General features: G+C 64.3%; 10 protein-coding genes. 3 read left to right on the forward strand and 7 right to left on the reverse strand.

Annotated features, from left to right (window positions below; genetic code table 11):
- Positions 1 to 11: 11 nt before the first annotated feature.
- From gyrB to ABEL04_RS00080, 6 genes are all read right to left on the reverse strand, one after another.
- Positions 12 to 1,970 carry a DNA topoisomerase (ATP-hydrolyzing) subunit B gene (gene gyrB, locus ABEL04_RS00055; RefSeq protein ID WP_375800324.1) on the reverse strand — a complete coding sequence of 653 codons (1,959 nt, stop codon included), beginning with the start codon at positions 1,968 to 1,970 and terminating at the stop codon, positions 12 to 14.
- Positions 1,971 to 2,160: 190 nt separating this feature from the next.
- On the reverse strand, positions 2,161 to 2,676 hold the full coding sequence (locus tag ABEL04_RS00060) for a hypothetical protein (RefSeq protein ID WP_375800325.1): 516 nt from the start codon (positions 2,674 to 2,676) through the stop codon (positions 2,161 to 2,163).
- Between the two features lie 190 nt (positions 2,677 to 2,866).
- Positions 2,867 to 3,526, reverse strand: coding sequence for a CBS domain-containing protein (locus ABEL04_RS00065; protein WP_375800326.1), 660 nt, complete (start codon positions 3,524 to 3,526; stop codon positions 2,867 to 2,869).
- A 153-nt stretch (positions 3,527 to 3,679) separates the two neighbouring features.
- Positions 3,680 to 5,044, reverse strand: a complete 1,365-nt coding sequence (gene hflX / locus ABEL04_RS00070) for a GTPase HflX (RefSeq protein ID WP_375800327.1) — start codon at positions 5,042 to 5,044, stop codon at positions 3,680 to 3,682.
- 181 nt (positions 5,045 to 5,225) lie between these two features.
- On the reverse strand, positions 5,226 to 5,834 hold the full coding sequence (locus ABEL04_RS00075; protein ID WP_375800328.1) for a hypothetical protein: 609 nt from the start codon (positions 5,832 to 5,834) through the stop codon (positions 5,226 to 5,228).
- A 64-nt stretch (positions 5,835 to 5,898) separates the two neighbouring features.
- Positions 5,899 to 8,019, reverse strand: a complete 2,121-nt coding sequence (locus ABEL04_RS00080; protein ID WP_375800329.1) for a BatA domain-containing protein — start codon at positions 8,017 to 8,019, stop codon at positions 5,899 to 5,901.
- Positions 8,020 to 8,459: 440 nt separating this feature from the next.
- Between ABEL04_RS00080 and ABEL04_RS00085 the strand changes: the two genes are divergently transcribed.
- Entirely contained in the window at positions 8,460 to 9,761 is a 1,302-nt protein-coding gene (locus ABEL04_RS00085) for a class II D-tagatose-bisphosphate aldolase non-catalytic subunit (protein ID WP_375800330.1), read from the forward strand.
- A 36-nt stretch (positions 9,762 to 9,797) separates the two neighbouring features.
- Here the strand turns inward: ABEL04_RS00085 and ABEL04_RS00090 are convergent, their stop codons facing one another.
- Positions 9,798 to 10,460, reverse strand: coding sequence for a class I SAM-dependent methyltransferase (locus ABEL04_RS00090; RefSeq protein ID WP_375800331.1), 663 nt, complete (start codon positions 10,458 to 10,460; stop codon positions 9,798 to 9,800).
- 418 nt (positions 10,461 to 10,878) lie between these two features.
- Between ABEL04_RS00090 and ABEL04_RS00095 the strand changes: the two genes are divergently transcribed.
- Positions 10,879 to 12,441 carry a response regulator gene (locus ABEL04_RS00095; RefSeq protein ID WP_375800332.1) on the forward strand — a complete coding sequence of 521 codons (1,563 nt, stop codon included), beginning with the start codon at positions 10,879 to 10,881 and terminating at the stop codon, positions 12,439 to 12,441.
- 125 nt (positions 12,442 to 12,566) lie between these two features.
- Complete coding sequence (gene tsaE / locus ABEL04_RS00100; protein ID WP_375800333.1) at positions 12,567 to 13,046, forward strand: tRNA (adenosine(37)-N6)-threonylcarbamoyltransferase complex ATPase subunit type 1 TsaE; 480 nt, start codon at positions 12,567 to 12,569, stop codon at positions 13,044 to 13,046.
- The last annotated feature ends 46 nt before the right edge of the window (positions 13,047 to 13,092 follow it).

Consider the following 13,092-nt stretch of genomic DNA (forward strand, 5'->3'; position numbering starts at 1 on the left):
GCCGGCGTCGATCAGGCGTCAATGGTCGCGTACTTGGCATTCCGCTCGATGAACTCGCGCCGGGGCTCCACCGAGTCGCCCATGAGGGTCGAGAAGAGCCGGTCGGCCGCGGCGGCATCCTGAATGGTGACCTGCTGAATCTTTCGCGTCTCCGGGTTCATCGTGGTGGTCCAGAGCTGCTCGGGGTCCATCTCGCCGAGGCCCTTGTAGCGCTGCATGCTCGGGCTCTTGCCGTCGGCCCGGAGTTCCTGCATGCGGGTCTCCATTTCCTCGTCGGTCCAGCAGTAGATCTCCTGGCTGCCATTCTGGATGCGGTAGAGCGGTGGCAGGGCAATGTAGATGTTGCCCTTTTCGATGAGGGGGCGCAGCTGGCGGTAGAAGAACGTGAGGAGGAGGGACCGGATATGCGCGCCATCAACATCGGCGTCCGTCATCACCACGATCTTGTGGTAGCGCATCTCGCTGAGGTCGAACTCCTCCTCCGTCGACGTGAGCCCGGTGCCGAGCGCCGTGACAATGTTCTGGATTTGATCGTGCTCCAGGATACGGTCGAGGCGGGCCTTCTCTACGTTCAGGATCTTGCCCCGAAGCGGCAGGATGGCCTGAAAGTGACGGTCGCGCGCCTGCTTGGCCGATCCGCCGGCCGAGTCGCCCTCTACGAGGTAGAGCTCCCCCTCCTCGGGGTCGCGCGTGGAGCAGTCGGCCAGCTTGCCGGGCAGACCGCCCCCCGAGAAGGCGTCCTTGCGCTGCACCAGTTCGCGGGCCTTGCGCGCCGCCGCGCGGGCCTCCGCTGCCTGAATGACCTTCTCGATGATCCGCTCGGCCTGGTCGGGGTGGTCCTCGAGCCAGCGGCCCAGCTCGGTGTTGATGAGCGATTCCACGATGCCCTGCACCTCCGAGTTGCCGAGCTTCGTCTTCGTCTGCCCCTCGAACTGCGGCTCGGCCACCTTCACAGAGAGCACCGCTGTGAGCCCCTCTCGGAAGTCGTCGCCCGTGAGGTCGAACTTGAGCCCGCTGAGCATGTCGTTCTGCCGGGCGTAGCGCTTCAGCGTTCGCGTGAGGGCGCGGCGGAAGCCGGTGACGTGCGTCCCCCCCTCGTGCGTGTTGATGTTGTTGACGAAGGAGAGGACGTTCTTGTTGTACCCGTCGTTGTAGCGCATGGCCAGCTCGACGGGCACGTCCCCCTCCTCGTCGGCGATGTAGATGGTCTCGTCGAGGATCGGGTCGCGCGCCTCGTCGAGGTAGTCCACAAACCCGGCGATGCCTTCCTCCGAGTAGTATTCCTCGCGGGCCAGGCCCTCATCCTCCTCACGGTGGTCCTCGATGGTGATGTGCACGCCTGCGTTCAGGAACGCCAGCTCACGCAGGCGGTCCGAAAGCGTCTCGAAGCGAAACTCCGTCGTCTTAAAAATCTCCTCGTCCGGCCAGAACCGAATGTGGGTCCCCGTCTCTTCGTCGTCGCGCATGGGCCGCACCTTCCGGACCGATTCTTCGGGCACCCCGCACACGTAGCTCTGTTTCCAGACTGAGCCGTCGCGCCAGACGGTCACTTCGAAACGCGAGGCCAGCGCGTTGACCACCGACACGCCCACCCCGTGCAGCCCACCAGACACCTGATAGCTATCCTTGTCGAACTTGCCCCCGGCGTGGAGCACCGTCATCACCACCTCCAGGGCCGAGCGGTCCTCTACCGGGTGCATGTCAACGGGAATGCCGCGGCCGTTGTCTTCGATCGACACGGAGCCATTTTCATAGAGCTGCACCTCGATCTCGTCGCAGTACCCCGCCATCGCCTCGTCGATGGAGTTATCGAGCACCTCGTAGACGAGGTGGTGCAGGCCGCGGAGGCCCACGTCGCCAATGTACATGGAGGGACGCTTGCGCACCGCCTCCAGCCCTTCGAGCACCTGGATGTTCGACGCCGCATAGGCGCTGATGGCACGTTCAGGAAGATCCGTCGGTTCGCTCATGAGGGAATCTTTCGGCCAGAAGAGAGATGCGTGACGGGCGCGCGGAGCAGGATTCGTCCTGCTCTCGACACCTTGATTACAACGTTGCGTCCCTCTAGTGGTTCAGACGCGACCACGTTTTTGGCGCAACCGCACAACGCGCTCTCTGGAAGAGGGGGCAGGCTGTGTGGCTCGGGTACAGCACGCCTGCCTACTCGACTGGTACCTCGTGCCGGGTCCATACGACGAAGCTTATGCCCTGCTCCAGCACATCTGACAGGTGAGGACTGTCCGGATCGGAGGGGGCTGTCTCCCAAAAGCGAGCAATCTTGTTACGCAGGAGGCGGGCTTCCTCCACGAGCTCGCTCGACACCTCCGGATAGAGGCTGAGCAGGCGCTGGTGCATGTCCTGCGTGAGCCGCTCGGCACGACGGAGCTTGAGGAGCAGGTCGAAGTGGCGCACCGCGTGGGGCAGTGGCTCCTCCGGGTGGTCCAGCGGCACACGGCTCAACGCGAGCTGCATGAGCAGGTCCATGAGGGTCCGTCCCGTGTTGCGAAGGTGGATGGCCGCCCGGTCGGGAGGTTCTTGCGCCGAGGGGTCGCGGCCCAGCCGGCGCCTTGCCACCGACTTCCCTACCTCCGCGGCGGTCGACAACGTGGCCAGCAGCGTCATTGACTCAAGCACCGCGGCGGAATTGGGCGGCTCGTCGGGAGAGGACTCGCTCATAGAGCAAAGGACTGTAGGGGAGAAGAAGAATGGGGGCGGGCGTCAGACGGTGGGGAGGCGTACTGCGCGTTTCGTATCGCGGCCCGTGAGGCCTAGCTTGATCGCCGGATTCGGCGGGCGACGCGCGCCACAGAGTACAAACCTGCGGGCAATCCCGACCAAGGGTTGCTCTCTCGCATCGACCCGAGGTCTACACCTCCAGGTATCGCACGAACTCCTCGACGAGTTCCTCCAGCTCCTCGTCTTCCTCTCCGAAAGACGCCACCACCTGATAGCCGTTGTGCTCGAGCACGTGCCGGACGCGGGACGTGTCTTTCACGTTGAGCTTGAGCGTGACCCGGACATTCCCTGTCGATTCGTCGGGGAACTCGGAGGCGACTGCGAGGGCCTTCGCGTCGTTCTGCTCGATGACATGGACGAGCTTGGCGAGTGAATAGTCCCGGGAATCAACCTCAAGGGCCAGAATGGCACCACTCTGCCGGGTCGACAGCATTTGCGCAAACTTGTCGAAGACATCGTGCCGCCGGAGGAGGCCAAGGTACTGGCCGTCGCTGTCGGCCACCGGCACAGTACTGAGGTCGTGCTTGACCATGGTGCGCGCCGCATCGAAAATGTGCACCTCCGGAGGAACGCTCACAGGCCGACCAATGAGGAGGGAGTCGATCGGGGACTTTGGGCCTTCAGCGTCCATCAGGCGATCCTCGGAAATTACCCCTGCCAGACGCCCGTCTTCCTCGACGGCTGGAAGGTGTCGCACGTGGTGCTCCATGAGCAGCCCAAGTGCGTCCTCCACAGTGTCGGTGGTCTGTAGGGCCGGAGTGGTGGGGTGGATGGCGTCTCGTACCTTCATGGCGTCGGAGGCTTAGCGTTGAGACACGCAGCGAGTGTATGGCTTCCGCGGGACACTCTGACCGCGCAAGGGTCGTGCCGGACACAGCGCCCGCCACGTTTTCGGGCGGCGATCGGCCTGAAATAACGGGAATGCCCTACTTTGGCCGAACGCTCAGGATTCTTGGGCGGGAACGCCGTTGTCTGAGACTGGCCGGAGCTCTCCAAACGGCTCCAGGGTGTCACGAAGTCGGGCATCGTTGCGGGGAGCCGCCCGGAAGCGCATGCGGGCCACTGCCTGCGCATCGGTCACTTCCCCGTTTTCGGCGTGCCCGTTCTCAGCGTACACGTACTCCTCACTGATCACATCGGTAAGGCGGTGGACCTCCGCAATCGCCTCCGGCTCGGTGACCGGGATGTACGCCAGACGCTCCACGTAATCCTGCTCGATGAGGTCTAGCAGGTCTTCCTTAAGGGTCTCGAGGCCGATGCCGCGGAGGGCTGAGGCGAAGACCGCGTCCGGATGCTCGCGCCGGAGCCGTCGAAGCAGAGTTCGGTCTTCTAGAGCATCGACCTTGTTGAAAACCACGAGGGTGGACTTGTCCCGAGAGTCCAGTTCCCCGAGGGTCTCCGCCACCACGCGCATCTGCTCCTCGTAGTTCGGATGCGTCACATCCACGACGTGCACGAGCGCATCGGCCTCCCGCACCTCGTCGAGCGTACTCCTGAAGCTTTCGATGAGCCGGTGCGGAAGCTTCCGGATGAACCCGACGGTGTCGGACATCAGCACCTCTTTGTTCGGGGCGAGCTCAACGGTGCGAGTGGTCGCGTCGAGCGTTGCAAAGAGGCGATCCTCCGCGAGGAGGTCCTCGTCGGCAAGTGCGTTCAGGAGGGTGGACTTGCCTGCGTTCGTGTAGCCGACGAGCGAAACGGTGGTACGCGCCTCGCGACTCTTGCGCTGGGTAGTGCGTTGCTGGTCGATCTTGTCCAACTTCTCCCGCAGCTTCGCCATCCGCTTGTCGATGAGACGGCGGTCTGTCTCAATCTGCTTTTCGCCAGGCCCCTTCGTACCAATCCCGCCTTCCTGACGCGAGAGGTGCGTCCAACGCCGCGTGAGGCGGGAGCTCAGGTAGTCGAGCTGGGCAAGCTCAACCTGCGTTTTTGCGGCTCGGGTCTGGGCTCGGCTGGCGAAGATGTCGAGAATGAGACCGGTGCGGTCGAGCAGCTTGCAGTCGATCTCTTTCTCGATGTTGCGTACCTGCACAGGGGCCAGCTCGTCGTCAAAGATGACGAGGTCGGTGCCTCGCTCTTTGACGAGCCGCTTGATCTCCGCCACCTTTCCGGACCCAACAAACGTGGCGGGATCGGGGCTGTTGAGCGATTGGGTGACGCGGTCGGTGACGCTGGCTCCGGCCGTACGGGCCAAATGCTCGAGTTCCTCGAGGTGCTCTCGCACCTCCCAGCGCGACCGTTGCGGGGTGAGAACCCCGACGATGATGGCAGATTCTGCGCCTTCAGTTTTGTTTTCGGATGTGAACAACGCGACGGAAGCACATTTTTCGGGAAGAACGCGAAGGGGGGACGCCGGATTGGCCGGCGGCTGGTTCAATCAAACTGCACACAGTTTTACCGAGTCCAGAGGAGGGTTGTTGCATGAGCATTCCCGTGCTGAGCGATCGTCCCGACCAGGGTCTCCTCTCCGGCGGACGACGGGCGTGCAGCTACGAGAGGTCGATCCGATCATCCAGGTGGCCCAGTGTTTCTTCGTCGTAGACGTCCTCACCGGGCACCGAGAAGCGGGCCTGGAGCTTCCGCTCAACGATCTCGCGGAGGGGGGCAGCGTGCGTCTCGGGCACAGAGAGGTCGAGGCGGCGGCGTTTCCCGTCGGAGTCCCGGTAGAAAAACACAAAGTGAGGCTGTCCTCCACGGGTGGTGCTGAAGTAGTCGACGATCTGGCTCCATACCACGGCCCGGTGGATACGATTCACATCGTACACGATCCCGTACTCAGTGATGACGACGGACCGAATCAGCCAAGTCGCAACGAACCAGAAGATGCCCCCGGCGGGATATCCAATGAGCACAGGAAGCGGAACCGGGCGGCCCACGAGCCAGGCATGTCCCATCCCTGCGGCAACGAGCAGAAGAAACAGGGACGGCCCCAGCGGCGTGCGGGTGAGAGGCCCTGACCGCCGCCACACGAGCAACGGTCGGCGCAGGCGGAGACGACCAACGATGGCCACGAGCATAGAGATGGAGGTCACCCCGACGAAGGCGAACAGGGCGATTCGATGCAGGGTCGGGATGAGGTCGCTGACAGGCGGTATCACACCGGCAGGGAGATTGTTTGGTCGAGGCGTGCAAACAGCAGGCCCGAACGCTGAACGCCCGCCGCTACGAGGATACCGTTTCGGGCGTCCATTGGCTAGCGACTACCATCTCTGCGACGAGGAACCCTAACGCCAGGAGCAAGAAGACGTTCCAGATTTCGGTCCCGGCCCGTCGGGTGCGGAGTGTCTCCGTAAGGGTATCGCTCCCCGCCGTAGCCACGGCCCGAACAGGGGTCTCCACGGCGTCCTGTAAGGACTTCGCCGCTTCGTCAGGGGGGGACGACTCAAGGTCAGATTCCGCCGGATCTGTGTTGGCGGCGATGCGCTGAACGCGGGTGGAACCGGCCTGCACGTCGTAGATCCCAGGCTGAGTTAGGGCAGGACCTACCTGCAGAAGCGTCGCTCCGAAGAGGGTCCGCTGATCAGGCGTGATCTCGGCCCCGTCTGGCCCGCGGAGGCGAAGCGATGCGTCGGGGGCAACACCGGTCACGCGCACCTCATTCGCCTCCCCCACGACTACTTGTTCGCCCGCCACAGAAGTGCTGGCGGAAAGGTAGTACACCGAGCGGTAGAGGAGAGGGATGAAGAGGCCCCGAACCGGCAGATCGCTCCACGCTTGGGTCGGGGCCACGGCCATCAGGAGCAACGCGCCGCCTCCGTGTCGCACTTCGTGCAGGAACGGAAAGCCATTGGAAAGTTCGATGAGCGTCTGTCCGGCCTGTCCCGACGGCCGGAAGTTCATGATGTGGTAGATCTCCGGCTGTTCTACGGAGGCCTCTTCACGCTGGCGGCTCTGGCTGAAGATTCCCTCGAAGAGCGGATGCTTCAGGTCGACCCGCTCGAACGAGGTCACGGTTCGGTCCCCTGACAGCGAACCGCTGAAGCCCCGGAACGAGCCGGCGTCGAGGGCCTCGAATAGTGCATTGTAGTCTTCGGCCCGGGCCTGGGCATTCGGAAAGAGAAAGAGGCCGCCGCCCCGGTCCGTGTAGCGCGCCAGTGCCTCCACCTCTCCACTCGACAGCGATTGGGGCCCCACGAGGAGAACCGTGTCGTACTGCCCGAGCTCGGCGGAGGGCAGCGCTGTTTCCTGGATCGTAGTCGTGCGAAACGCGATTCGATCCTTAATCATCTTCGCCGAGAGCGCGAGGTCCACGTACTTGGTGCGCTGCCCCTCCCCCTGAACGAGAAGGATGCGACGTTCCTCGGGCACGTGTAGCGTGAAGTGGTGTCGGTCGTCGGCCGGAAAATCATCCCCCCCCGTCACAACCGCGCCCGCCAGCCATCCTCGCGACTGGGGCGTCACGGTGAAGGAGACCGTGGTCTCCAGGTCGGGCTTAAGCGTTTCCGTGGTCTGCGCCACGCGCTCTCCATCCAGGTAGACGCTAGCCACGTAGTTGGTAAGCGTCTCGGAGCCATGGTTTTCGAGCGTCGCCTCCAGTTGGACCGGCTGGCCGACCTCCGCGATGCGGCTGGTCACCGTCACGTCCGAGATGCCCACGTTGGACTGCTCCCGCGTCTCAACGGGCAACAGTTGCACCCGAACGCCCTCTGGCACCTTCGTAGCAACCGAGTCGCCCAGGGTGCTCGCCTGCAGGTCGCTTGCCACATATACGGTCGTCCGGGGCGTCCCCGATTGCGCGGCCGCGTCGGCCGCCCGGACGACGGCCTTCGCAAGCGAGGTGGCCCCCGCCCGCGGCTCGAGGTCTGCGAGCGCCTGCCGGGCTACGCCTACGTTGGAGACGGGATCTGGGCGCTTCGGGCCGGCCTGAGCGGTCGGCCAGAGGAGCACCTCGTCGCCCTCCTCCACGGTGTTCAGCACTTGCCGACTGTCCTGGACCGCCTGCTCGAAGTACGATCCTCCCTCGCCGTCTGCCGCCATCGAGAGCGAATTGTCAACAACGATGGCGTGCGTCGTGGGCACGGACGCCCCCATGCCTGCAAGGCCTCCAGTGAGCGTAGGCTGGGCGAAGGCCAGGACGAGGCAGGCGATGGCCAGCATCCGAAGGGCCAGGAGCAGCCACTTCTTGATGCGCACACGCTGGACGGCCGACTTCTGGAGCTCCTTCACGAAGGCCAGCGAGCTGAAGTCGACCGTCTTCGGTTGGCGCAGGTTGAACAAGTGCAGAAAGAGCGGAATGGAGACGGCCGCCAGGGCCAACAGGGCGGCGGGATTTAGGAACGACACGAGGTGAAGGCTGGAGGAACAACAAGAGGACCAACACGAGGCGGGACCGGCTGCTACTGCACTGGCGGGGCCCGCGTTCCGGCCCCTGTTTCTGTTCCCCCTCTCCTCGCTCACTCCGTTTCTATGGGGGACTTCCTCCTCAGAGCGGTCGTCCCTCCACTCAGCGCCTGCTGCCGAGGCGCTGAGCGGCCATTGGGCTCTCACGCCCTCTGCGCGGCGCGAAGGAAAGCTTCCAGGGTGCCCACGTATGCCCTCTCTCCGCAGGCCTACGCCACGAGCCTGGGGTGGCCCCTTCTTCGCTCCAGACTGAACTGAACACGCGATTGCCGTAGAGTGTGGGACCGGTCCTATCCTGAAAGAGTGAAACTGGAAAACGAAAGCCCTTGCGTCCGGGTTTTCCGGTCGACTGTTCTCTCTTGCCGACCCGCCCCGTAGTCTCCATGGTCGCTCCTTCCCCCTCGGCTGCCCAGATTCGCACCGCTGCCCGGGCTGCCAATACGGCGCCCGTAGGGGTTCTAACTCGGCTCTTACTCGGTCCCCTGGCCCTCCCCGACCACCTCGGGCCTCGGCATACCCTACTGGCAGTGTGCCCCAACTCGAAAGCTGTAATCCGGGCGGCCCTTCATGCCGCCCAGGAGGCCCGGACGCCGCTCCTCTACGCCGCCACCCTGAACCAGGTGGACCGCGATGGAGGCTACACTGGATGGACGCCCGCCGCCTTCGCGTCCTTCGTAGCGGAGGAAGCGGACCGCCGGGACCTCGACGTTCCCATCTTTCTCGGCCTCGACCACGGCGGCCCGTGGGGGAAAGACGACCATGTCACTCAGGGGCTTGACTGCGCCACGGCGATGGCCGAGACGAAGCGCTCCCTCAAGGCGTGTGTGAGTGCAGGGTACGACCTCCTCCACCTCGATCCTGCGGCGGGTCCCCCGGACGCAGATCCGCCCCTGCCGGTCGACACGCTCGTCGACCGGACCGTGGAACTTATGCGCCACGCGGAGTCTGTGCGGCAGGCCCGCGGCCGTGGGCCGATTGCCTACGAGGTGGGGACCGACGAAACGCGGGGGGGACTGCAGACCGAAGACCGAATGCGCACTTTTCTTCGGCGCCTTCGAGACGCGCTCGAGCACCACGACCTTCCCCGTCCGTCCTTCGTGGTCGGGGACGTCGGCACCACGCTCGACGCTGATCGCTTTGACGCAGAACGGGCCGAGCGGTTCGCGGACGCCGCGGATGCCGAGATGGGGGCGCTCGTGAAGGGGCACTACACCGATGACGTAGCGACTCCCTCCGACTATCCCCTGAGCGGCATGGGGGGCGCCAACGTCGGGCCCGGCCTCTCGGCCGTCGAGGCCCGCGCGGTACGGAACCTCGCGGCGCTGGAGGAGGCGCTGGGAGGAGCCTCTGACGCCGTCGAGGTCCTGCGTACGGCTGTCGTGGAGAGCGGGCGCTGGAAGAAGTGGTTGCACTCAACGGAGCGGGGTGAGCCGTTCGAGGCCCTTCCCGACGATCGCAAGCAGTGGCTCGTCAACACAGGGAGCCGCTACGTGTGGTCACGCGCCGACGTGAAGAGGGCACGCGCCCAGCTGTACGAAAATGTGGCTCCGTACCGCGACGCCGAGGCCTACGTACAGTGGCGGATAAAGTCGGCAATTCTCCGCTACATGCATGCCTTCAACCTGATCGGCCTCTCCGACCGGCTTTCGGACCACCTCCCGGACGTTCCACAGGACGGCTCCTAGCGGAACTCGTTGGCCCGCTGCCGCGCGTCAGCGCCGCTATCGTTTCATCGCCAGGGTCACGCCGTCGGCCAGCGGGAGCATGCTCAGGGCCACCCGGTCGTCGTCACGGATCTTCTCGTTGAGCCGCTGGACGGCCCGTACGCTCTCGTCGTCGATGTCGGGGTCGGTCACCCGTCCCCCGCGGAAGACGTTGTCCAGTGCGATGACGCCTCCGGGCCGAAGGAGCTGCAGCGACTGTTCGTAGTAGGTGTCGTAGCGCTCCTTGTCCGCGTCGATGAAGGAGAAGTCGAACGTTCCGGCCTGCCCATCGTCGAGGAGGGCGTCGAGGGTCTCGTCGGCGGGTGCGAGGCGGAGGTCAATTCGGTCGTCCACGCCTGCTTCCCGCCAGTAGCGGCGAGCCGTCCGGGTGTACTCCTCACTGATGTCGCAGGCCACCAGTGTGCCGGTAGACGGGAGCACGTTGGCGACGGCAAGTGCGCTGTAGCCCGTAAATACCCCGATCTCAAGCGTGCGCCGGGCCCCAATCAGGCGTACCAGAAACTGGAGGAATTGGCCCTGCTCCGGGGCGATTTGCATTTTGGACTTCGGATGCTCGGCGGTTTCCTCTCGGAGGCGTCGCATGATCTCCGGCTCCCGCAGCGACACGGACAGGAGGTAGTCGTGTAGCTCGTCCGAGAGGCCGATAGACTTGTTGGACATAGGATCGTGGGACTGGTGCTCTTGTGAGCGCCGGTGGGCGGGCATACGGGGAGGACGCAACGGTGTGTCCCTCCGCCGGGGGTCTGCCTCCGTCACCGCAGCGCTGGGCGTCGGCGACAAGCGCGTTCTCGCGCCGCCCCCGAACGATTCACAGGACGGCGGGTACAGGATGTAGTCCTTTCTGTTATCACGCTGCACTTCCTTGCCGGGCCCCGCGGAGCTTTCCCTCGCGAAGCGGGACAGACGAGAGAGACTTGCAAATCTGCCGCTGCGGGCCTGGGAGCCCAGGCGGCGGAGATCATCCGGAGCCCGGGCGTGAGGTTGGTGCCCGATACGAATCAGTGGGACCGACCCGTTGTCTCCAGCTCCGGGCACACGACACCCTCGCACACTGATTGTCCACACACTCCTCCCGCTGATGAGCAACCCTGATGTTCTGTGGGTCGACGACGAAATCGACCTGCTTCGTTCCCACGTCATGTTTCTGGAGGACCGGGATTACGACGTGTCGACCGTCGCGAACGGGGCCGACGCGGTCGACATGGTGCGCGAGGATCCCTTCGATGTCGTGCTCCTCGACGAGCAGATGCCCGGCATGCAGGGGCTGGAGGTGCTCGATGCCATCAAGGAGGAGCGGCCCGAGATGCCGGTGGTGCTGGTGACGAAGAGTGAGGAGGAGGACCTCATGGAGGCCGCCCTCGGCAGTCAGATCAGCGACTACTTGACCAAGCCAGTCAATCCGAGCCAGGTTCTGCTCACCTGCAAGCGGCTGCTCGAGCAGTCCAAGCTGCGGCGAGAGACGCTCTCCCAGCGCTACCTGCAGTCCTTCAACGAAATCTCAGCGGCGCTTCAGGAATCGCTCTCGCCCGACGAGTGGATCGACCTCTACCAGCGGCTCGTGCAGTACGATCTTGAACTGACGGACGACGAGGGTGCCCGCCAGATCTTCCAGGATCAGTACGAGGAAGCCGACCGCACATTCGGGACGTTCGTGGAGTCCCGCTATCCAGCGTGGATCGACCAGATCGACGCCCCCCCGGGCCAGAACCGTCCGGTGCTCTCCCACGAGGTGGTGCCTGAGTTTGTGCTCCCGGAGGTGGGTGATGCGCCCGTCGTGTTCTTCGTGATCGATTGCCTGCGGTACGACCAGTGGCTTGAGCTGGCCGAGCTACTGCGTCCCCACTACAACGTCGACACGGACTTTTACATGGGCATTCTGCCCACGGCCACCCCGTACTCCCGGAACGCCATCTTTAGCGGCATGCTGCCCGTTGACCTCGTGGATCGGTTCCCGAAGGCGTGGCAGACGAACGAAGAGAATGAACACAGCCGCAACCAGTACGAAGAGGCCCTCCTCCACCACCAGCTCGACCAGCACCACCATGGCGACCTGAGCGTCCGCTATGACAAGCTCATTACGAGCGAAGACGGCCAGACGCTCACGCAGGACGCGACCAACCTCACCCAGCACGATCTCAGTGCCGTCGTCGTCAACTTCATCGACATTCTGGCCCACAGCCGGTCCGAATCGGACGTGCTCAAGGAGCTGGCCCCCGATGAGGAGGCGTACCGGGCCCTCACGCGCACCTGGTTCGAGCACTCGTGGCTGTACGACATGCTCCGCACCCTCGCCGACACGGAGTGTACGGTCGTCATCACTACCGATCACGGCGCCGTTCGTAGCCTGCAGTCGACGAAGGTGATTGGCGATCGGGAGACCTCTACGGCGCTGCGCTACAAGTACGGAAGCAACCTAAAGTGCGACGAGGATGACGCCATCCTCGTGCGGGAGCCGGAGAGGTTCGGACTCCCCAGCTACGGGATCAACACGAACTACCTCATCGCGAAGGAGGATTACTACTTCGTGTATCCCACCGACTTCCACCACTACGAGAATCTCTACCGGGATACGCTGCAGCACGGGGGAGCGTCGATGGAGGAAATGATTCTGCCGGTGGCCACCCTTCGGCCGAAGGCGTAGCGCTGAAGAGATTCGCTCTGCCCGCGACGGACTGCATGCCCAATGATGCGTGATGCGTGAACCGGGACGGGCAAACGAGGCGGTTTACTCCTCACGCATCACACCTCACGTATTCACTCTTCAGCATGTCCCCCACGGAGATCGACACGATTAAGGATCTGTTGCCCTGCACCACGGCGTCGGTCGACGAGACGCTGGACCTGGGAGCCCACGTCGCGGCGGCGCTCGACTCCGGGGCCGTCCTTGCCCTCTACGGGGACCTTGGGACGGGGAAGACCCATTTCGTGAAGGGCGTTGCTCAGGGGCTTGGCATCCCGCCCACCCGGGTGCGGAGTCCGACCTTCACGATCCTCTCGGTCTACGAAGCGGGGGAGCGGCCGCTCTACCACTTCGACGCCTATCGTGTGCAGAACCCCGACGAGTTCGTGGAGTTGGGCTTCGGGGAGTACGTGCGCGGCGACGGGCTCACGTGCATCGAGTGGGCGGACCGGGTCTCCGGTCTGCTTCCGCCCGATACGGTCCCCCTTCAGTTTCACCACGTCGCTCCGTCGAAACGACGAATCACGCCCAGCGCCCCGGAGGCCTCCATCCGCGACGACTCGTAACCGTGGGCGGCCGTCCCTCAGCGAAAAGGCGCTCCGGCGAAACGCC

Source organism: Salinibacter sp. (genome assembly GCF_042218895.1).
Taxonomy (GTDB): Bacteria; Bacteroidota; Rhodothermia; order Rhodothermales; family Salinibacteraceae; genus Salinibacter.